This is a genomic window from Microvirga sp. GN3, assembly GCF_055792825.1.
On record NZ_JBVVAK010000105.1, the window covers coordinates 1 to 18,700 of the forward strand.

The window sequence follows — 18,700 nt, forward strand, 5'->3', positions numbered from 1 at the left end:
TGACTATGCTGTATTGCTCGACGGACTGCCTCTGTCGTTGTGGCGCTCCCATGGAGAACCTGGCCCATAGCGCATCCCTCCATTCCGGCGATAAGAATGCACCATCAAACCCCGGGATCAAACAAGTAGGTGACCGCATGCCGTTCCGGATGAGCGTCAACGCCCCGATCAACGAGGTCCTGGTTGAGGATGTCGGCTTCAGGCTTTTGGCTGATGAGACCGAGCTCGCACAGATTTCACCCGATACGTCCGCCGCCTGGGACGAGAACTCAAACGAGGATCTCGACCGCCGTCTCGACGATGCCTTGATGGATACTTTTCCGGCCAGCGATCCATGTTCAGTGATCGTCTGTGGACGACCCTGACAGTCAAACAGGCGAAACGTTGGTCCACTCTCGTGACAGAGGTGCATACCCAAGGTGGAGGATCTAATGAAACCGCGTGATCGGCCGTTAATCACCCTGTCCACTGTCGACTACGATCGACTTGCCTCGATTGCGACCGCTGGCCTTCAAAGCCGGCGCCCAACGGCCGCCGAGATGCTCATTGGCGGACCCCGGCGCGCCAAGATCGTTGCTCCCGCCTTAATCCGTCTGGACGTTGTGACGATGCATTCAGATGTCGAATATCAAGACGATGTGACGGGACACGTTCGCCGCATCACCCTGGTGTACCGCGGTGATGACGATATGGACGCGGGTAGAGTGTCGATCCTGAGCCGGATCGGTGCTGCTTGGATCGGTTTGTCTGAAGGGCAATCCATCGATTGGCACGGCCCAACGGGGTGACCAAAGCCGGCTAACTGTGCGTCGGGGCATTTTCAGCCCGAACGAATGGCAGGGCTGGGTGCCTGAAATCAGCGCCGGAACCTTGCTACGTCGATATCCTGTGAAGCGGCTAAAGGAGAAGAACAATGAAAGCCGAACGTAAGACCCTCGCCACGCGCAAGCCGCAGGACAGCCAGTCCACTGAGCTGAAGGCTGTCATGCCCGCAACGCGGGTGCCTCTTCCCCACACGCTGACTCGCGAAGAAATCCGTAAGATTATGATCGATCAGATCGGCTAGTCGGGTTGACTTGCGGCCGGGTTCTGCCGACTTGCGCTCGTGCCTGTCCCTCAAGGGATGAGAAACGACATGTCCACAGCCCAGCCAGTTTGCCGCGAGGCGATCGATCTGGCCCGCGAGAACGTTCGCAACGGCGGACGCCCCTTCGGCGCGCCCCTGCGCTCGGCGCTGCAAGCGAACAGTCAAGGTATTCTCGGCCACAGCCTTGTCAGGCAAAAGGGATGCCGTTTCGCGATCGACAATGCGGCATCCCAAGAGCCTCCGGCTTTCCATTCGAAAGACCGCAACTCCGTCTATTGGTGCGCTATCGCGGTTCAATTGGGCCAAGCTTCGTTTCAGAACCATCAGAAAAAAGACCGACGCGGCCTTGCTCAGCGCTGGGGAGTGTAGACGATCCCGTTAGCACCCAGGCGCGCCGCGGGCGTCAGCGACGCCGCCTCGATCTTGCCGGCGCCAAGAATGTGGAACACGGCGCGGCCGGAGGCGAGCAGATGATCGGTGATGATGCGGCGATGACATCGCCACCACACCGCTTCAGCACACATGATCGCCGTGATGCTCTCGCTCCCGAGGTCGCACAGCCTCGCGAGCCCGGTACGGAACTTGTCGGTTAATGCGTAGTCGGCGTAGTTCCGGAAGCTCTCGTTCTCCCAATATGTGTTGAGAGAGGAAGCAATCTGGCGCTGCCTGCTGCGCAGCCCGCCGAGTTCGGCCATGTGTTCATATCCAATCTGGTAACCTGCAAGGCTCTCCGGCAGAGTGTCGCGGTTGAACTGCGGGTTCGTCCGGGAGCGCGGAACTGTTCGGACATCCACCACGAGGCGGACGTTCACCTCGCGGAGGAGGTCCACGAATTCCGGAATGGTGCGGGTGGAATGCCCGATGGTGTAGAACGGGTTTGTCATGCCGGTCAGTGAGGGCTCGGGGGTGCGGTTGCGTCCGCCAGCTTTTTCTTCAGGCCCCTGATTTCCTCGAACCGGCTGGTCACGTCCCGCATGACGGCAGCGAGACCCTGCATCTGTCCCCGCTCGTCCTTGAGCGGCACAATGGTGAACTCCAGCGAGATCCGTTGTCCATCCTTGCGGAGGCCCGGCACCGACAGGAGGTCGCCTGCGCCGTAATGGCTCTCGCCGGTGGCCATGACGCGGTGGAAGCCTTCCCAGTGGCGTGGGCGGAGGCGCTCCGGAATGATGAGGTCGAGCGATTGCCCCAGCGCCTCGTCCGCGCGATGGCCGAAGATCCGCTCCGCGCCCGGGTTCCACACGCGGATGATCCCCTCGCGGTCCGACGCCACCACGGCATCGGCGGCCGCCGAGAGAATTGCGTCGGCCACAAGCCGGGTCAGATCCATTTCAGCCTCCTCTCCTACCCCAAGACAGCCTGCGCCTTGGGCCGGGCTGCCCTACTCGGCGCCGGATCCAGTCTGACCAGCCCGAGATCGTCAGCGGCGTCGAATGGTCAGAGTTCAACCCCCCAAGGAGCCTGGATGATCAAGCTTCTGGATCGCCGATGTGCCACTGTATTCCGACGCCATTCACGGAAGCCGGCAGGGCACGAATGCAAGACCGCAGACGAGCACCGCAGACGAGCAGATTAGAGCATCGGAGCCAAAAGTGGGTCCACTTTTAGCTCCGATGCTCAATCCCTTGAACAGCGCATCGTTGGGCGCGGAACCAGAGGTCCGCATCAGCGAAAACCGGATCCACTTTCCGCACGATACGCAAGTCCGTGCGGAAGGCCCACCACAGCGCCGAGGCTCGCTAACAATGAGGCGCATTCGGGTCAGGTCTCCTGATCCGAGACGGCAACCCTGTGACGGTAGACCATCTCCCAACCGCGCCAGCCGGTGTAGAGCAGGAGGAGAACCACGACGAGCGATATCAGGAGCCCCGTTGGCAGAACGGCAGCATCACCGGCCTCATAGCGGCGGTACCAGTTCCACAACGAGAGGAGGACCACGACGACGTTTCCAACCATGTGGTGCCAAGCCGCTGACAGGCTGCGGATGCGCCGATCTCCGAGAAAGTCGGTCAGACCGGCAACAGCTGCGAGCGCTGCCATGATGAGCGCTGCGCCCAGGAGATAGAGCGAGGCCGTGCTCCAAGCGCTGTTGCCCGTGTTCCAGAACAGGAGGTCACACACGAGGGTCGCTACCAGGAAGGCGACCGGGAACGGGATCAGCATTGGGTGCAGCGGATGTCCGGCGATCTGCGCGGTGCTTTGGGGGTTGCGTGTCCGTATGGTGGTCTCAGCTCGCATGACGTCCTCCGTTCCCTATCCAGCGGGAAGTTCTGTGTCGGTGATCTTGTCCGCATGCGCGGGCGGCCGCCGATCAGCCCAGCTAATGCGGTAACGGCGCTTAGGACCGCGAGCCCGGCGAGCCCTCGCACCCGTGATGCGGACGCGGCGCCACACACCTCCTCATCGTTCAATCGTGCCCCCGTGACCGCTGCTGTTTGCATGGCCAAGCTCCTGTTGCTGATCATTAGATGGGCGGTTCCAACAAAGGTTCCCGGACTGGTATCCCTCCTTCGTGATTACATGCTGCGGATGAGATGCCGCTGATCGTCTCCAGCATTGCACCTATCAGCGCCACTCTCCTCGACCCGTTATCGATATTCGCGCTGATGCGTCGATCGTTTGCCATTCCAGCCCAAAATAAACCGGGAAGGGCGCATTCCCATTTTCTGATAGTTAGCTCTGATCGCCAGTGAGCGGTCAGCCCCCGGTTCTGCGAAGCCGCGGCGGCAGAGAACGGTCGCCGAAATCGATGGTCGAGCGTTGGAGCAATCGACCCTCATTGTCGACAACCACGCGGCAGCGCTTGCCCCGGTAGAAAAATGTCAGACGATGCCGCCCCGCATCGTCACCCACGCCCCGCTCGCAGAGGCTCGTGATCTCGCCGTTGCGGATCAGCACGGGCACAAGAGACGCTGCGAGGCCGAGCCCCTCCGCCAGAATGGCCGCATCAATCTCGACAGCCCCGGTAAGGATGCGAATACCGGCAGCTTTCTCCGGGGCGGTCACAAGGCGGCTCCTATGCTGTATCCGGCTGACCAGGGGCCCCGTTGGCTGCCATGGCTTTGCCGTCCGCCTGAGCCTCCCCCGGGAGAGACGCGATCATGAGACTGGCATGCGCGTAAGCGCCGCCAGCCCGCATCTCGGCGGCCACCCAGACAGCTTCCATCAGCTCCTGCGCCGTGGCGCCGGCCCGCAGCGCCGCCTTGGTGTGTCCCTGGATGCAGTAAGGGCATTGCGTGACATGTGCGACTGCGACAGCGATCAGCTGCTTGGTCTTGGCGCTCAGCGCGCCATCGGCGAACACTTGGCGTCCGAACGCCTCAAATGCCGCCTGCACGTCAGGCGCAAGCTCGCGGCGCCTGCGCGCGAGCTCGGGCGATGGTTCCGGGTAAATCGGGCCAGCCATGTTCGCCTCCCCACCACGCATGGTGTGTTTCGAAGAGCCACGTCGGTGATGAGCCTTGGTTGTGTTGCAGCGACTCTCCGCACACTGCAATCCCCAGTCGCGCACCTGATCATCAGATTGCTTTGTCTCAGCCTGCAATCATCCTGAGTTCCCGTATCTCCCTCTGCCGGTCCTTGCCGCCGATGGGAGCTTCCCCGTCGGACTGCGGCGTGACTCCTTGATCGAGCCATGACTGGAGGTCCGACGCATGGATCAGCTGGAACAGGTAGAAGCCGTTGTACTGAACGCTCGCTTCCGCCGCTCGATGATTGAAACCTGACGAGCCGTTGGAACCTTCCCGCATGCATCCGACGAAACTCCATGGCGGCCCTGTGATGAATCCCGGTACGGGCCGAACTTCCGGAACCGCGCAGATGAGCTCCGTGCGATCGGCGTGGCGGAACAGATTGTAGCTGCACATGTTCGGGCTCTCCCGTTGGGTTTGTCCTTCCTAGAGTGCAACCACGCACCAGGCGAGCAGGGCCAAGGAGCCCGCGAGAAGGCTGACAGTCAGCCATCGTTCGCGTGTGCTGCCGTCGGAGATGGCCGCAGACTGTTTGGCTCGGGCGGGGTGCATCTGCATCCTCCATGGCTTCGTGCGACTGAATTGTTCCGGCTGTGCCCTTCATCTCGGATGAGAGGTGATCCGCCGGAATGGCGCAACAATCCTCGGCCCGGACAGCGGCCGCGACAAGCGAAATTGTTTGGTCTTTTCAAGCAAAATCTTTGGAGTTCAGGTTTCTTGGGTGACGGTTCTAAGCACTCGCGTGGTTGTCTGTACATCGTGCAAGAGTTTTGCTGGTATTCAGCAATAAAATTCGGTTGCCAGGGCTCGGCCGTTGCTCAACCCTGTTGTGGCTCTGGAGAGCCATGACATGCCTGAAAGGGTTCACGGGCGCGAACTGGATGCTGCGGCCCACGGCGACTATCCGACCTTCTGGCGCCGGTGGTTCTACTCCACGAACCACAAGGACATCGGTTCCCTTTACCTGATGTTCGGCTTCGTCGCCGGCATCATCGGGGGCCTGCTGTCCATCGGCATGCGCCTGGAGCTGCAGGAGCCCGGGCTTCAGTTCTTCGCCAACCCGCAAGCCTACAACGTCTTCGTGACCGGCCACGGCCTGATCATGGTATTCTTCGTCATCATGCCGGTCCTGATCGGCGGCTTCGGCAACTGGTTCGTGCCACTGATGATCGGCGCGCCGGACATGGCCTTCCCGCGCATGAACAACATCTCGTTCTGGCTGCTTGTGGCGGCGTTTGCCCTGATGATCCTTTCGCTGTTCTCGGAGGGCGCTCCTGGATCCGTCGGCTTCGGCGGCGGCTGGACCGCCTATCCACCTCTCTCCACCATCGGCCATCCCGGCCCAGCCTTCGACTTCGGCATCCTGGCCCTGCACCTCGCCGGTGCGGCCTCGATCCTCGGCGCGATCAACTTCATCACCACGATCCTCAACATGCGCGCTCCGGGCATGACGCTGCACAAGATGCCGCTCTTCGCCTGGGCCATGCTGGTCACCGCCTTTCTGCTCTTGATCACCCTTCCCGTGCTCGCGGGCGCGATCACGATGCTGCTCACCGATCGCAACTTCGGCACGACCTTCTTCGAGCCGTCCGGCGGTGGCGATCCGGTGCTCTACCAGCACCTGTTCTGGTTCTTCGGTCACCCCGAAGTGTACATCATGATCCTGCCGGCCTTCGGCATCATCAGTCACATCGTCTCCACCTTCTCCAAGAAGCCGATCTTCGGCTATCTCGGCATGGCCTATGCCATGGTGGCGATCGGCGTGGTCGGCAGCGTGGTCTGGGCGCACCACATGTACACCGTCGGTCTCTCGCTCCAGACCCAGGCCTACTTCGTGTTCGCCACGATGGTGATCGCGGTTCCGACCGGCGTGAAGGTGTTTTCGTGGATTGGCACGATGTGGGGCGGCTCGATCCGCTTCACGGCGGCGATGTACTGGGCCATCGGCTTCATCTTCGTGTTCACGGTCGGCGGCGTCACCGGCGTCGTGCTGGCGAATGCTCCCGTCGACCGCTACATGCACGACACCTATTACGTGGTGGCGCACTTCCACTACGTGCTGTCGCTCGGCGCGGTCTTCGGGATCTTCGCCGGCATCTACTACTGGTTTCCGAAGATCACCGGCTACATGATGCCCGACTGGATCGGAAGGCTGCACTTCTGGGTCGCGTTCATCGGCGCCAACGTGCTGTTCTTCCCGCAGCATTTCCTCGGCCTGTCCGGCATGCCGCGCCGCTATGCGGATTACCCGGATGCCTTCGCGGGCTGGAACCTCGTCTCGTCCATCGGCGCCTACATCTTCTTCGTCGGCCTGTTCGTCTTCATGTACGGCGTGGTGGAAGCCTTCCGGCGCAAGGAGAAAGCTGCCGACAATCCGTGGGGTGAGGGTGCCACGACGCTGGAATGGACCCTGTCCTCTCCGCCGCCGTTCCACCAGTTCGAGACCTTGCCGCGGATCGTCGACACCCATCACTGAGGAGGCGTGTGGCGCCAATCGCAGCCTCCTTGTTCGGTGCCACCAGCCGTGTCTCCCACGGGCTTCATTCCGCCGGGATGGGGACTCCAAGATTGGTGCCCTTGCTGGCCGCCTCCGGTTCTGCCGGCGCTGCCTTGTCCCGAGGCCGCGGCTCATCCGATTGGGCGACCTCGCGCAGTCCCGCCAACGCGGCCGCCAGGTCACCGCTGTCGGCGTCCTCCGGGTAGACTGCGTAGGCTGAGAGCGTGAATTCCGGCGCATGCGGCACCACGTGCTATCGGTCGCTTGCAAGATAGGGCTGGCCACACGTTTCCGGAAATAGACGGTGCCGCCGACCTGCACGATGTAATCCAACCTGAGGGGCCCGGGCCGATGGAGAGGCCGGGATTGGAGAATTGCAGATAGTTCAGGTCATGATGAGCCGCCGAAGACCGCAGTGACGATTCGACCGGCTCGCTGCAGCTCCAGGCTGTCCGGCCTCGTGCTGTCCATCTCACGACGTGCAACAGAACCACGTCTGCGGCCTCATTGGTGCCGGTTCCTCAACCATCGGCAGAGCACTGTGCGTCCGAGCATGGTGCGCCCTCTCACAGGATCACTGCGTATGGTTACGGCGTAGGAACCCCAATACCGCTGTCAACCGCCTGGTATTAACTCAGGTGAACAGGGCCGGACCAAGTCGCGTCCGGCATCCCAGATTCCAGCCCCTGATACCGGCGCCACCTGCAAGATCGCCTCTTTGAAGGCGTGCGAGGACATATGACCAGCAACGGACCATACAGCCAAACGCCGCCGGAGAAGGCGAACGAGCTCTTTGAGAAGCTCCTCCGGACGTCCGACAACGCGGTCAGAACTCGGGAGCGGCTGCTTTCGGACCTGAAGGAAGAGCTGGAACTCCTGGCCGGTCTCCAGGAGCAGTATCTCTTTCCAATCCTGAGGAAGCACGGGATGCAGGATCTCGTGCAGCATGCGATCAATGACAATCAGGAAACCCGTGCGCTCCTGACAGAACTGGAGCGCATGCCGAAGAACAATGCCGAATTCCTCAGCAAACTGGCTGAAATGCGCAGGGTGTTCCAGCAGCATATGCGCGACGACAAGAAGGAACTGCTGCCTGCCGTACTCCAAGTCTTGAGCGACGAGGACGCCGAAGCTGTAGTCAAGAAAGTGGAGGATGAGATGGCAACTGTCGAAGAGGCCAAGCGAGCTGACGCCCGGCACTCCCGCGAGTGGGTCGAAACCGTCCAGCGCGTGACGGAAGGCATGGCGGACACCATGAAGGCTGGCGTGGAAGGTGCCCAAATCATGGCACGTGCCATGCAGGAGGCGATGGAGGGCAGCTTTGGGGCCGTGTCAGAGTTGGCCCGCCGATCAACGGATCAGGCGATGCAGGTCGTCCTTCCCAATGGGGATAACGGGCTGGCCGAGCAAACCTCGCATCACTTCCACGCCGTGGCTCATTCGGGAACGGTTCTGGCCCGGGGCGTGCAGGACATCTCCCGCGAGTGGGTCGTGCTGAGCCGGAAGCGGCTGCAGAAGAACCTTGACGGCTTGACGGCCCTCGCGCACTGCCGGTCGGTGCCAGACTTTGTTGTGGCTCAGGCGTCTCTGATCCGGGACAACCTCGAGCAGACCCTCGACAACAGCCGGCGCATCACCGAATTGACAATCCAAGTGGCCCATGAGGCGGCTCGGACCATGACAGTTCCGACTGAGACAGCACAGCGCATCCACCGCGTGGCGCAATAAGCATGTGTGGACGGCGCGCACGTGCTCCTGGCTTACGGCCAGGAGCACGTGATGCACGACCGACCCAGTAATCGGATGTGAGATCTCCGCGTCGATCAGTCCTAATGACGAATGGGGAAGATGGAGCGTCCAGTCGCGTCGACGTGAGACTGCCTGTCACGACGAGCGCGAACTCGATGGCCAATATCGGAGGTGTCTTTCGATGTTTGGCGGGGATAGCTCATGAACCGAGACTCGTTCAGCTCGCCTGTCATGGTCACGCTTGAAGCGGCACCTGGACGGAAGCGGCAGTACCCGATCCGAGATGTCTATAAAGCGATGGCCGCGATGCGATGGTACGGCTTCAGGGCATTCACCGAGCTTCGCACGGCCCGACCTGGAATATGGCTCATCGCGGCCGCAGCCCTGGCCCGAGCGCATGAGCATCCAGATCCGCAAACCATTGAACACGCCCGAGAAAGGTTCGAGGCTTTGTCGCGGGCAGCTGGCATTCTCACATGATCTCCCTCGCCGTGGTGGAGAGATCGCCGAACATGTCGGCGTGAGGAACGCCGCAGCGGCGGGCATGCACGCGCCGCTGCCGTCAACCGGTGATGATGGCCCTGAACACTGGACCTTTCGCTGGCACATAGCGCGAGGCTGTTCATGGTCCTCTGGCGGCTCCATAACCGGTCTCCTAGCTCTCTGGCGCCTTCGTTTGCAATCCAGCCGCAACGGCGATCTGCACCAATTCGGGCAGGCTCTGGGCTCCGAGCCGCTCCATGATGCGGGCCCGATGCGCCTCGACGGTACGCGGGCTGATGCCGAGGGCTCGTGCAATCATCTTGTTGGTACCGCCGGCCAGCAGCCCGTCCAGCACGTCCCGCTCGCGGGTGGGGAGGGCCGCGATCCGCGTCTTGGCCAGCTCCGCCGCCTGGTCCCGCTCCGCCAGATCTTGGATCGAGGCGAGAGCGGTTGCAATCGAGCCCAGGAGTTCGTCCGGACGATAGGAGATGTCCAGGAAGTCCGATGCGCCCGCCTTCATCGCCTGAACCCCGACCGTCACATCGCCATGGGCGTCGCCGATCACGATCACGGGCAGGCCGAGCTGGCGTGCCTTCATCTCCCTTGGGATCGTCAGCTCCCCGGCCGCGGGGGTCTGGACGTTGAGCACCACACAGCCGGGTACCAGCACCAACGCCACCTGCAGAAAGGTCTTGGCGGTGTCGAACCCCTTCACCTGATACCCAGCGCCCTGGAGCAGAACCGACAGCTTCCGGCGGGAGGTCTCATCGCCATCGACCACATAGACCAACGATCCGTCGTGCTGAGTGATGTCCTGGGCGATGCCCGCCACCCGCACCACTTGCCCGTGCTCGTCCCGGATCGGAAAGCCGGTGTTCTGGATCCACCGCACGGTCCCGTCCGGCCGCAGGATCCGGTACTCCCGCACCACGACCTGGCCTTCCTCCCGGATCTGTCGGAGGGCGGTGACAATCGCCTCCCGGTCATCTGGGTGGATAGTCTCCATCCACTGAGCAAAGTCCCGTGGCACGGCCTCGGGCGCTTCGCCCCAGACCTGCTGGAAGGACGGGCTCAGGAACTCCGGCTGCATCGTCGCGACGTCAAGGGTCCAGAACACCGCCGTGGAGTGCTCGGCAAATTGCCGGAAGCGCTCCTCGCTCTCGCGCAGGGCCTCCTCGGCCCGCCTGCGGTCATCGATGTCGGTGAAGGTGCCAAACCAGCGCACGATCTCGCCTTGGTCGTCCCGTACTGGAACAGCCCGGCTCATGTGCCAGCGATACACCCCGTCGGCTCTGCGCAGACGGTACTCAAACTCCGTGGTAGTGCCGGTCCGGATCGCCTCAGCTCGAGCTTCCAGAATATGCGAGCGGTCGTCCGCATGGATCGCGGCCTCCCAGCCTTCCAAGTAGCCTTCCTCGTCCGACAGACCTGTGTAGGCAAACCAGCGCGAGTTGAAGAAGTCGATGTGGCCCTCCGGGTCGGCCGACCACACGATCTGCGGCACGACCTCCGAGAGTTGCCGGTAGCGCTCTTCACTCTCCTTCAGGGCCGTCTCGGCTCGCACCCGCAGGACCGCCGTCCAGGTGCGCTCGGCGACCTCCTCGGTCATCGTCACCTCCTCCTCGCGCCAATGGCCCGGCTGCGCCTGATGAACGTACAGTGCGGCGATCCACTGGCCGTCGCGGATGAGCGGCACGATAATGACGGCCGGCTTGCCGGTCGGGATGTACTCGGCCGCAATGAGTTCGTCCGCGGTACGCGGATCGACTGACGCGTCGTTCACATGGACCGTGTGCCCCGCCCTTAGTTGCTCGATGATCGGCGCGCCAAAAGCATCGAGGCGGTACCGGTCGGCAGAGGTCGATGTCGCATCAGCACTCCAGTCGCACTCGACCGACAGGAACTCACCCGTGGGATCGATCTCACCATAGCCGACCCGGGTTGCTCCGAGATGGCGACCGAGCATCTCCGCGGCCATGACCATGACGTCACGCGGCTCTGCAACGTCCCGCAAGCGTCCCTTGAGCTCGATCAAGAAGCGGAGACGGCGTTCGGTGAGCACCCGAGTGGTCGTCTCCTGCACGATGGCGAGCATCCCGCGGATCTCACCGGCTTCATCCGGGATCGGGCTGTACGAGAAGGTCCACCAGGTCTCTTCCGGACACTCATGGCGCTTTATTGTGAGCGGGAGGTCCTCGAAGTAGCTGGCCTCACGGCGAAGGGCGCTTGCGACAATGGGGCTGATCGCGTCCCATGTCTCGGCCCAGACCTGCTGCATGGGCTGGCCCAGCGCGTCCGGTTTGGCGCCCAGGAGTGGCAAGTAAGCATCGTTGTAGAGCATGATCAGCTCCGGTCCCCATGCCAGACAGGCCGGGAACTTGGAACGGAGCATGGCGTCCACCATGATGCGCAATGCCTGCGGCCACGTCTCAATGGGGCCGAGAGGGGAGGCGGACCAGTCATGGTCCCGGATACAGGCTCCCATTGCGCCCGCACCTGTCAGGAAATCGGAAGCACTCACCCGTGGCTCATCCATCTCCCACCATTTGTGCAAATGCGTGTCCAAACCGGATGCGCATACTTCGCGGACTGAGGAGTTTAGTCAAAGCTGGATCTCCTGCCTCGGTCTCCTGACGGCGACCACCGCGCTCCTGCCATGACATCAGTTGGTTCCATCCCCGGACCGCCCTGCCTTAGGCTGAAGTCGACCGCCCCTGGACTTGCTTCAGATTAGTGGAGCGCAGTCTGGCCGCTTCCCTGTTGACCTTTCGAACTGAACCGGGCTGACAACGCCCAGCGTGGACTGGCGTCGGATGGGATTATAGAAGCCGTCGATGTCACGAGCTATAGTGTGTTTGGCTTCGGCCGCTGGTCGGGGCGAGCCTTACAGCCCCATCCTGAAATTCCTGCAGACAGCGTCTGTGGGGTTGGGGCATGGAGATCCTCCTGCTTGATGTGAAATGCTCCACCCTCCCAAAGCAAGTCCAGTGGGTCGGCTCACCCGTCCCGGGCGAGATGGTGGAGCTCCTGCCGATATTTGTCGGCTCTCTGGAGCGCCTCGGCCGCACGCCGCTCATGAAAGGAACGCTGGAAGTCAGTGTGGGCCCGCCGGGCATGGTCAATGCGGGTCTGGGCCGCAGCCTCGCAAGTTCGGATGAGCGAGCCCAGTTCTTCACGGATCTCGATCAATGTTACTCCTCCGGGTTTGAATGGTGAATGATGCTTGCAGCCGCGCCCGAGAGGCCGCGCATGTTCCAGATAGAGGATGCTCGCGCAGCTTGGCCGCGGCCGCAATCTCGTCTGGTGCCACCCGCTTGAGCGCCAAGCCACACAGAGGGGAGTGCGTCTCCAAAGAGCACAATCGTCGTCCTCAGCCAGTCCCAAGCTGTTGTTCGGCGCGAGTCGTGCGATCTGAGCCTCCACGGTCGCAAATTTGAGCTCAAGCCGGGCAATACGCGGTCGTCTTCGAGCCGCCGGCTTGCTTTCCTTGCTCGTCATTGCGTCCCTCCCACGATTGCCTTGCCAATTCCCGCAAGCGTTTGAGTAGTGCTCACCGCGCCCTTCGCCATAGTGCAGTTCCCCCAGGCAGGGCGATCAGCGATGCGGTTTTCCGACTTAATCGGTGTCAGCGTTGACACCATCAGGCTGCGAACGATTGACGGTGCTGTTGCCGCCGCAGCGTCTCCAGGAGGTCCACATACGGCTGGCGCCTCTCCCAAAGGGCGGCGCTGATCTTGCCTTTGATCTGCTCTTTCAGCTTTGGCTCGAGAGCACTCGCCTCAACCTTTTCCAGTTCAACCTCGGGGGCAAAATCGATGTTGCCAAGGGTATGGAGAACCTCTCTCATCATGGCGTCGAGGCTCGGCGAGTACATGCGATAGGTCGGGTGGGACTTCTTGGGCATGGTTTCCTCTTATCGTTACTTCTTCTTGGCCAAGAGGTGGCGGAATGAACTTAGATTAACAAGCGCAGAGGAGTGGGTAAGACTACTTCGGCTCTTTACGTACCCCCTTCGAGACGACATTGTCACATCAACGTGTTGTCCTTGCTTCTCCTGTCCTTCCGGAGGGAGCCTGATGGTGCGATTTCAATGGGTTAGTCCGGCCAGCTTCTGGCCCAAAAAGGTCTTTCCTTGCTTGATGTGACAAGGCCTTACGAGAGGTCATTGCGGCCATCCCTCTTTACACCAGCACCCGGCTCCAAGCTCCGTATCGTTCCCGAATTGGACCACGACGTATGCTGAGCGCTATCAGAGCCGCGCCGCAGGCGATGCTGACCAATGCCGCAGTCGCGCTTGCACCGTAGATGAACGGAGTGACAAACAGCGCGAGCCCAAGCGGAATATTGAGGAACCGCAACGGTCTTGCGACTTCAGCCGCAGCAAGCGAGATCACGGTGAGGACAAGCGAACCGATCAGATGATCGGAGTTTGCCATGCTGCCTTCCGACCCGAGCGTGATGCGCGTGAACAGCAGGGACAAGCCGATCAGTCCGGAGAGGGCGAGGTTCCACGGCAGGCTGACACCTCCGCCCACCATGTCCTTGATCACGGTGCCAAGTGGTCTATCAAACTCATCGGCAGTCGGATCCGCGTCCTGTGTCTCCTCCATGACATCGGTGTCGCCCAGGAGGAACACACGAAGCGCGTTCCGGCCCGCTTTCATCCGGCGGTGCATGAGCTGGAACGTCGCGATCATTTCATCAAGCGAATAGGGAATCTGGAGCAGGATCGCGGCTGCGCCGATCAAGGCGATGATGCTCCAGGTGCCGATGACGATCGGCTGGATAATGATGAATACAACCGAGACGACGCCCAGAGGCGCGATCATCAGGCCGAAGAGGATCACCAACCAGGGCATGGTACGCCAGCGGGATCGCGAGCCGACAAGACCGGTGAGGATCTCCAGCAGGTAGGTGTAACCGCCCAGCGCGGCATCGGACACCGGCCATGCCGTCGAGACCGCTGAGGTGATGATCTCCTCGGTCCCGTTCTGCGGGTCAGCCGGAGAACCGGAGAAGAAGGGATCCCAGACATCGGGAATATGGCCGAGCTGGTAGGCCGCCAGATAGCGCGAGACGTAGAGGCCAACGAGCGCCAATATGATGATCGGCAGGCGCTGCACCCAGCTGGACGGGTTATAACTCCAGCCCGGCGGGACGGTTGGCCCGGTGAGCGCAGCGACGGCGGATGGGCCAGGCTCAGGCTTTGTGCACACAGCAAAGCCGAAGATCAGGAAACCGACGAGCGTGTCCGAGAGATAGGCGGCAGCACTTTGCGTCGAGAACAGGAACGGCACAGCCATCACGGCCGCGCCGATACCCGCACAGACCCAACGCGCCCACTGCGCCCGCCAGGACAGGGAAGCCGCCGCGAACACCATGACCGCGACACCGAAGATGACTTCGCTCCAGCGCAGGAGTGGCTCCGGGACGTCGATCAGCAGTGGCTGGGTGATGAGCCAGGTGCCAAGACCCATGTTGGCGAAATGCGCCCAGCGGTTGGCGCGATGCTCGGACGTGATCGTGGCGATGTAGCGGGTGCTCAACTCTCCCGGGTTTCGCCCCAGATCGGCCGCGTCACTGAGCCAAGCCGGGGGTGTGACCCCATTCGCCTTATACCATCGCGCCGGATCCGTTTTGAGAGCCGCAGCGAGCGTTGGCAGCTCGTCCTTCAACCGGTGCCGGGGCTCCCATCCCAGGAGCTCGCGAGCGCGTTCGATGTCGAGGGCGTAGTGATCATCGGCCATAGCGATCATGAACGGCTTGATGAACGGCTCCTCGCCTCTATCGATCACATCAGGGATGACCGGCTCTAGCTCATCCTGCGCCCAGACCCCGGCGGCGGCCACGATCTTCGGCAGACGCAGCGTCGGCCAGTTGTCCGCGCCGTGCAGGAGCCGGCCGAGTTCATCCTGGAGCGCCTCGTAGCCGACGGCATCAGGTTCACCGATCAGGATCTCCGTCGTGCGCGGCAAGGCGGCGCGGCGATCGACCGTGCGGCGAAAGGCGTCGAGCATGTCCGCGCGGTGAAGCATGGCTTGGCCGACGAGTGTGCTGCCGGAGTAGAAGTGGCTCTGCAAGTTTCGCTCGTAGACCTTCGCCATTTGCTGCGCCATCGTGGGCACCGTCGTGTGCTCGTCATAGACGCCCGCCAGCCTGAGGATGACATAGGGAATGTGCTTGTGCTCCGCTCGGATCACCTCTTCGGCTGCGGCCTTCGATTTGGGGTAGGCCCAGCGCGGATCAATCGGCTGGCGTTCGTCGATCCGCTCGCCGGGACGGCACGGCGCATGCACCAGCATCGTGCTCGCATAGACGAACTGATCGACTTCAAACTCCTGCAGGGTGTGCAGCAGGCGGCGGGTGCCCTCGACCGTGACGGACTGATAGAGAGGGTGATCGTCACCGGTAAAATCGAAATAGGCGACGAGGTGAATGACACTTGCGATGCGCGAGCCAAAGGTGTCGCGGAACTTGCGGAACGCCAACTCCATCGACGCGTCGGACGTAAAGTCGACCGGAATGATCGGAAAGTCAGCCGCTTCCGCGACGCGGTCGAGCCCAACCGTCCGGTAGTTGCGGCCAAACACCTTCCCCAACGAACGGCCCAAATTGCCCGTTGCCCCGGTGATGAGGACGACGGGTCGTTGATCGGTGGATGAGGTCAGGAGATGACTGCCATGCAAAGCTTACGACCCCTCAAGTGCCACCGGGTTTCAAGAAGCTTCCAGCCAGCAGTGCGGCATAGCAGATGAAGTAGTTCACAAGGGCGAGGGCATAGAAACGGCTTGCCTGACCAAATTCTGAAGTCCGCTCCGCTCTCAGCCCGTGGCCAAGCGCGGCTCCCCCAAGGAGGCCGAAGGCAAGGACCGCTGTCCGCAGACTAAGTCCGAGACCTTGGCCGCCGAGCGCATCCATGATGATGCAGACGGCCAGCACAAGAGATGCCCTGGCAAGTGCCGTCAGCGCAATGCCGTATAGAACCGCTTTGAAGGTCGGTGATAGTGCCGTTTCACCCTGAGTAGGTGTCATGTCTACACCATCATGTTCTGAAAGCCTGATTATGCTGAGTCATCAAACCACGGGGGTCGAGCACCTGAACGGACCGACAATTTTCAAGGCGAATGAGCATGAAGGACAGTAACCTCAATAATTGCAGTTCCAGGGCGCATCCGGCCTCTTCGAGGAGTGAGGCAGGATACATCTGGCTGGCGTGAGCTCCCTTGCCGGCTCTGTGATCTCCCACTTTAAGCCGCTTAGAAAACGTAGGCGGCGACGGGCACGATCGAGAGGTGATCCTCCACCGCCTTCACTCCGGCCTGATTTTCCGCAGCGAGGCGGATGGCGTGTCGCTCCTCCTCTGACTGGACAATGCCGAACAGGTGAACGACGCCATTTTCGACGACGATGTTCTTCGAGAGGTATGCCCAGGGCTGATCCTCAAGTTCGTCATTCAGCCGCTCCCGAATGATGCGGTCGGCAACGTTCATCGGCTTCGACACGTCGGTGGTTGCCAGCACCTGAAGCAGATTGCTTCTGGTCACGATGCCCACGAGTCTTCCGTCCCGTACCACCGGTGCACGCTTGATCCGGTGTTGCTCCAGGGTGCGGGCTGTGTCGGCGATTGACGTGGTCTCCAGGACCGTGACCACGCTTTTCGTCATGACATCGCTGGCCGTCCGACCATATGATTTGGCGTAGTGCTGAGCCAGCACCGTGGGTCCGTTGAGGAAAGTCTGCCACCAGGATCGACGCTGTTCACCGGCCAATTGGGCATGCCCGATCAGATCGCCTTCGCTGACAATGCCGAGCAGCCGCTCCTCGTCTCCGATCACCGGAACGCCGCTGATATGATGGTTGCAGAGCAACTTGGCGATCTCGTGGATTGACGTCTCGGGCCTGACCGTGATGACCGCAGTCGTCATGACATCCGCGGCGGTGAGCATCCCTGCCTCCTCTGGGTGTGCGCTGACGAGAGGCTTGTGAAGGTATGCCGGTCATCGGCGCCATCGGTCGACAGAAGAAGGGTATGCTTGGACAGGGTACGTGACAAACGAATAGATTTGCAGGTTCAAATCACTTTCTTTGCACTTGGACTGCTTCTCAATGCACCAGGCCGTGCAGAATAAAGCTCCGGAGGGCGACGGCATCGTTGTGCATCTCGTCGCGGGCGGAGAACACGAGAGTGATCCGGCCCTTGCGGGCACGGGCCCGCAACTCTTCCAACAGATCTTGGTGTTCATGCACCTCGGCTGCATAGCGGCGGCAGAATTCGTGCCATCGTCCAGGATCATGCCCAAACCAGCGGCGTAATTCGGTGCTCGGCGCGATGTCCTTCATCCACTGATCGAGAGCAAGGGTGTGCTTGGAAATCGCACGAGGCCAGAGCCGGTCGATGAGAATGCGGGCTCCGTCATCGGCCGACGGCGGCTCATAAGCCCGCTTCAACCGAACATTGTTTTCTGGAACCTGTGTGCTCATGGGGATGCTCCAATGCCGGTCATTGGCGGCACTTGGCACTACTGGATCACCTCTCCGGTTTGCGCCCCCAGAAACCGCAGATGGCCCCAAGGATAATGGCCGAGCGCCGGAATCGCGTATTGCCTACCGATCTTCGGACAAGGAAGCGATCATGAGGCTGGCGTGAGCAAAGGCTCCGCCGGCCCGCATCTCGGCGGCCACCCAGACCGCCTCCATCAGCTCCTGCGCCGTGGCGCCGACCAGCTGAGCGGACGATCAGACATCGATTGTCATGTCAGCCAGAACCTGATGACGAGGCTGACCGCTCCCGTCGTGCCAACGCCGACGGCCCAGAGGCCGACGAACCACAGCCATCGGTGTAACGCAGAGTTCGGTTCGATCTCGTCGCGCATCAATGATATCCCTCATGTCCGGTCTTGCCCCGAAACACCCAGTACGAGTAGCCGGTGTAGGCAAGGATGATCGGGATCAGCACACTCGCGCCGACCAGCATGAACCGGAGGCTGGAAGGCGGCGCCGCGGCCTCGTGGATCGTGACGGCGTTCGGCACCACGTACGGGAACATGCTGATGCCAAGCCCCACGAGGCAGAGGGCGAACAGCCCCAGCGTCAGCAGGAACGGCCAGTATTCCCAGCGACGAACCAAGCTCACCAGCAGCGTCCCCGAGCAGAGGCCGACCAGCAGCGGCACCTGGGCGGTGAACAGCACCTGCGGCCAGGCAAACCAGCGCTCGTAATAGGCGCCGCTGAGGAACGGCGTCGCCGCGCTGACCAGACCGATGCAACCGATCAGCCCAAGAGCGAGCTTGCCGGCGAGGCGGTAGCTGTGGTCCTGAACGGCTCCCTCGGTCTTCATCACCAGCCAGGCCGCACCGAGCAGGGCATAACCGACCACGAGGCTGAACCCGACCAATAGACTGAACGGCGTGAGCC

General features: G+C 61.8%; 23 protein-coding genes. 7 read left to right on the plus strand and 16 right to left on the minus strand.

The window, feature by feature from the left end:
• The 4 genes from ACS5Q1_RS33350 to ACS5Q1_RS33365 form a co-directional block, all read left to right on the plus strand.
• Nucleotides 1-365: hypothetical protein (locus tag ACS5Q1_RS33350; protein ID WP_473102238.1), on the plus strand; the 365-nt coding region annotated here is incomplete at its 5' end.
• Nucleotides 366-431: 66 nt separating this feature from the next.
• Nucleotides 432-788, plus strand: coding sequence for a GreA/GreB family elongation factor (locus ACS5Q1_RS33355; RefSeq protein WP_473102239.1), 357 nt, complete (start codon nt 432-434; stop codon nt 786-788).
• Between the two features lie 125 nt (nt 789-913).
• Entirely contained in the window at nt 914-1,066 is a 153-nt protein-coding gene (locus ACS5Q1_RS33360) for a hypothetical protein (RefSeq protein WP_473102240.1), read from the plus strand.
• A gap of 69 nt (nt 1,067-1,135) precedes the next feature.
• Nucleotides 1,136-1,456 (plus strand): hypothetical protein, encoded by a 321-nt coding sequence (locus ACS5Q1_RS33365; RefSeq protein WP_473102241.1) that lies wholly within the window; start codon nt 1,136-1,138, stop codon nt 1,454-1,456.
• Here ACS5Q1_RS33365 and ACS5Q1_RS33370 read toward each other — a convergent pair.
• The 7 genes from ACS5Q1_RS33370 to ACS5Q1_RS33400 all read right to left on the minus strand — a co-directional run bounded on the left by ACS5Q1_RS33370 (nt 1,438) and on the right by ACS5Q1_RS33400 (nt 5,109).
• Entirely contained in the window at nt 1,438-1,971 is a 534-nt protein-coding gene (locus ACS5Q1_RS33370; protein WP_473102242.1) for a DUF488 domain-containing protein, read from the minus strand. The two genes, ACS5Q1_RS33365 and ACS5Q1_RS33370, sit on opposite strands and share 19 nt — an antisense overlap.
• 5 nt (nt 1,972-1,976) lie before the next feature.
• Nucleotides 1,977-2,417 (minus strand): PAS domain-containing protein, encoded by a 441-nt coding sequence (locus tag ACS5Q1_RS33375; protein WP_473102243.1) that lies wholly within the window; start codon nt 2,415-2,417, stop codon nt 1,977-1,979.
• A 431-nt stretch (nt 2,418-2,848) separates the two neighbouring features.
• Complete coding sequence (locus ACS5Q1_RS33380; RefSeq protein WP_473102244.1) at nt 2,849-3,325, minus strand: DUF2231 domain-containing protein; 477 nt, start codon at nt 3,323-3,325, stop codon at nt 2,849-2,851.
• 459 nt (nt 3,326-3,784) lie between these two features.
• Entirely contained in the window at nt 3,785-4,093 is a 309-nt protein-coding gene (locus tag ACS5Q1_RS33385; protein ID WP_473102245.1) for a DUF6522 family protein, read from the minus strand.
• Between the two features lie 10 nt (nt 4,094-4,103).
• Nucleotides 4,104-4,493, minus strand: coding sequence for a carboxymuconolactone decarboxylase family protein (locus ACS5Q1_RS33390; RefSeq protein WP_473102246.1), 390 nt, complete (start codon nt 4,491-4,493; stop codon nt 4,104-4,106).
• A 127-nt stretch (nt 4,494-4,620) separates the two neighbouring features.
• Nucleotides 4,621-4,953 (minus strand): hypothetical protein, encoded by a 333-nt coding sequence (locus tag ACS5Q1_RS33395; protein ID WP_473102247.1) that lies wholly within the window; start codon nt 4,951-4,953, stop codon nt 4,621-4,623.
• Between the two features lie 30 nt (nt 4,954-4,983).
• Nucleotides 4,984-5,109, minus strand: coding sequence for a hypothetical protein (locus ACS5Q1_RS33400; RefSeq protein ID WP_473102248.1), 126 nt, complete (start codon nt 5,107-5,109; stop codon nt 4,984-4,986).
• A gap of 298 nt (nt 5,110-5,407) precedes the next feature.
• Here ACS5Q1_RS33400 and ctaD point away from each other — a divergent pair, with 298 nt between their 5' ends.
• Entirely contained in the window at nt 5,408-7,033 is a 1,626-nt protein-coding gene (gene ctaD, locus ACS5Q1_RS33405) for a cytochrome c oxidase subunit I (RefSeq protein ID WP_473102249.1), read from the plus strand.
• A gap of 64 nt (nt 7,034-7,097) precedes the next feature.
• Here the strand turns inward: ctaD and ACS5Q1_RS33410 are convergent, their stop codons facing one another.
• A complete protein-coding gene (locus ACS5Q1_RS33410; RefSeq protein WP_473102250.1) occupies nt 7,098-7,301 on the minus strand; it encodes a hypothetical protein in 204 nt (67 codons plus the stop codon).
• A 491-nt stretch (nt 7,302-7,792) separates the two neighbouring features.
• On the opposite strand from ACS5Q1_RS33410, the gene ACS5Q1_RS33415 reads away from it, so the two are divergent.
• On the plus strand, nt 7,793-8,782 hold the full coding sequence (locus ACS5Q1_RS33415) for a phasin family protein (protein ID WP_473102251.1): 990 nt from the start codon (nt 7,793-7,795) through the stop codon (nt 8,780-8,782).
• A 676-nt stretch (nt 8,783-9,458) separates the two neighbouring features.
• On the opposite strand, the gene ACS5Q1_RS33420 is transcribed toward ACS5Q1_RS33415, so the two are convergent.
• On the minus strand, nt 9,459-11,807 hold the full coding sequence (locus ACS5Q1_RS33420) for a PAS domain-containing protein (RefSeq protein WP_473102252.1): 2,349 nt from the start codon (nt 11,805-11,807) through the stop codon (nt 9,459-9,461).
• Nucleotides 11,808-12,220: 413 nt separating this feature from the next.
• Here ACS5Q1_RS33420 and ACS5Q1_RS33425 point away from each other — a divergent pair, with 413 nt between their 5' ends.
• Nucleotides 12,221-12,502, plus strand: a complete 282-nt coding sequence (locus ACS5Q1_RS33425; protein ID WP_473102253.1) for a hypothetical protein — start codon at nt 12,221-12,223, stop codon at nt 12,500-12,502.
• A 424-nt stretch (nt 12,503-12,926) separates the two neighbouring features.
• Here ACS5Q1_RS33425 and ACS5Q1_RS33430 read toward each other — a convergent pair whose 3' ends face one another.
• From ACS5Q1_RS33430 to ACS5Q1_RS33460, 7 genes are all read right to left on the minus strand, one after another.
• A complete protein-coding gene (locus tag ACS5Q1_RS33430) occupies nt 12,927-13,190 on the minus strand; it encodes a hypothetical protein (protein WP_473102254.1) in 264 nt (87 codons plus the stop codon).
• A gap of 277 nt (nt 13,191-13,467) precedes the next feature.
• A complete protein-coding gene (locus ACS5Q1_RS33435; RefSeq protein WP_473102255.1) occupies nt 13,468-15,972 on the minus strand; it encodes a vitamin K epoxide reductase family protein in 2,505 nt (834 codons plus the stop codon).
• Between the two features lie 13 nt (nt 15,973-15,985).
• A complete protein-coding gene (locus ACS5Q1_RS33440; RefSeq protein ID WP_473102256.1) occupies nt 15,986-16,318 on the minus strand; it encodes a hypothetical protein in 333 nt (110 codons plus the stop codon).
• A 224-nt stretch (nt 16,319-16,542) separates the two neighbouring features.
• On the minus strand, nt 16,543-17,232 hold the full coding sequence (locus ACS5Q1_RS33445; RefSeq protein WP_473102257.1) for a CBS domain-containing protein: 690 nt from the start codon (nt 17,230-17,232) through the stop codon (nt 16,543-16,545).
• Nucleotides 17,233-17,389: 157 nt separating this feature from the next.
• Nucleotides 17,390-17,767, minus strand: a complete 378-nt coding sequence (locus ACS5Q1_RS33450; protein WP_473102258.1) for a DUF488 domain-containing protein — start codon at nt 17,765-17,767, stop codon at nt 17,390-17,392.
• Between the two features lie 269 nt (nt 17,768-18,036).
• A complete protein-coding gene (locus ACS5Q1_RS33455) occupies nt 18,037-18,159 on the minus strand; it encodes a DUF2474 domain-containing protein (protein WP_473102259.1) in 123 nt (40 codons plus the stop codon).
• On the minus strand, nt 18,159-18,700 hold a 542-nt coding region (locus ACS5Q1_RS33460; RefSeq protein WP_473102260.1), incomplete at its 5' end, for a cytochrome d ubiquinol oxidase subunit II. The genes ACS5Q1_RS33455 and ACS5Q1_RS33460, both read right to left, overlap by 1 nt.

Excerpts from the sequence above, each read along its gene's own strand:
- ACS5Q1_RS33355 (WP_473102239.1), top strand. The coding sequence starts at position 432 with ATGAAACCGCGTGATCGGCCGTTAATCACCCTGTCCACTGTCGACTAC.
- ACS5Q1_RS33360 (WP_473102240.1), top strand. The coding sequence starts at position 914 with ATGAAAGCCGAACGTAAGACCCTCGCCACGCGCAAGCCGCAGGACAGC.
- ACS5Q1_RS33365 (WP_473102241.1), top strand. The coding sequence starts at position 1,136 with ATGTCCACAGCCCAGCCAGTTTGCCGCGAGGCGATCGATCTGGCCCGC.
- ACS5Q1_RS33370 (WP_473102242.1), bottom strand. The coding sequence starts at position 1,971 with ATGACAAACCCGTTCTACACCATCGGGCATTCCACCCGCACCATTCCG.
- ACS5Q1_RS33375 (WP_473102243.1), bottom strand. The coding sequence starts at position 2,417 with ATGGATCTGACCCGGCTTGTGGCCGACGCAATTCTCTCGGCGGCCGCC.
- ACS5Q1_RS33380 (WP_473102244.1), bottom strand. The coding sequence starts at position 3,325 with ATGCGAGCTGAGACCACCATACGGACACGCAACCCCCAAAGCACCGCG.
- ACS5Q1_RS33390 (WP_473102246.1), bottom strand. The coding sequence starts at position 4,493 with ATGGCTGGCCCGATTTACCCGGAACCATCGCCCGAGCTCGCGCGCAGG.
- ACS5Q1_RS33395 (WP_473102247.1), bottom strand. The coding sequence starts at position 4,953 with ATGTGCAGCTACAATCTGTTCCGCCACGCCGATCGCACGGAGCTCATC.
- ACS5Q1_RS33400 (WP_473102248.1), bottom strand. The coding sequence starts at position 5,109 with ATGCACCCCGCCCGAGCCAAACAGTCTGCGGCCATCTCCGACGGCAGC.
- ctaD (WP_473102249.1), top strand. The coding sequence starts at position 5,408 with ATGCCTGAAAGGGTTCACGGGCGCGAACTGGATGCTGCGGCCCACGGC.
- ACS5Q1_RS33415 (WP_473102251.1), top strand. The coding sequence starts at position 7,793 with ATGACCAGCAACGGACCATACAGCCAAACGCCGCCGGAGAAGGCGAAC.
- ACS5Q1_RS33425 (WP_473102253.1), top strand. The coding sequence starts at position 12,221 with ATGGAGATCCTCCTGCTTGATGTGAAATGCTCCACCCTCCCAAAGCAA.
- ACS5Q1_RS33430 (WP_473102254.1), bottom strand. The coding sequence starts at position 13,190 with ATGCCCAAGAAGTCCCACCCGACCTATCGCATGTACTCGCCGAGCCTC.
- ACS5Q1_RS33440 (WP_473102256.1), bottom strand. The coding sequence starts at position 16,318 with ATGACACCTACTCAGGGTGAAACGGCACTATCACCGACCTTCAAAGCG.
- ACS5Q1_RS33445 (WP_473102257.1), bottom strand. The coding sequence starts at position 17,232 with ATGCTCACCGCCGCGGATGTCATGACGACTGCGGTCATCACGGTCAGG.
- ACS5Q1_RS33450 (WP_473102258.1), bottom strand. The coding sequence starts at position 17,767 with ATGAGCACACAGGTTCCAGAAAACAATGTTCGGTTGAAGCGGGCTTAT.
- ACS5Q1_RS33455 (WP_473102259.1), bottom strand. The coding sequence starts at position 18,159 with ATGCGCGACGAGATCGAACCGAACTCTGCGTTACACCGATGGCTGTGG.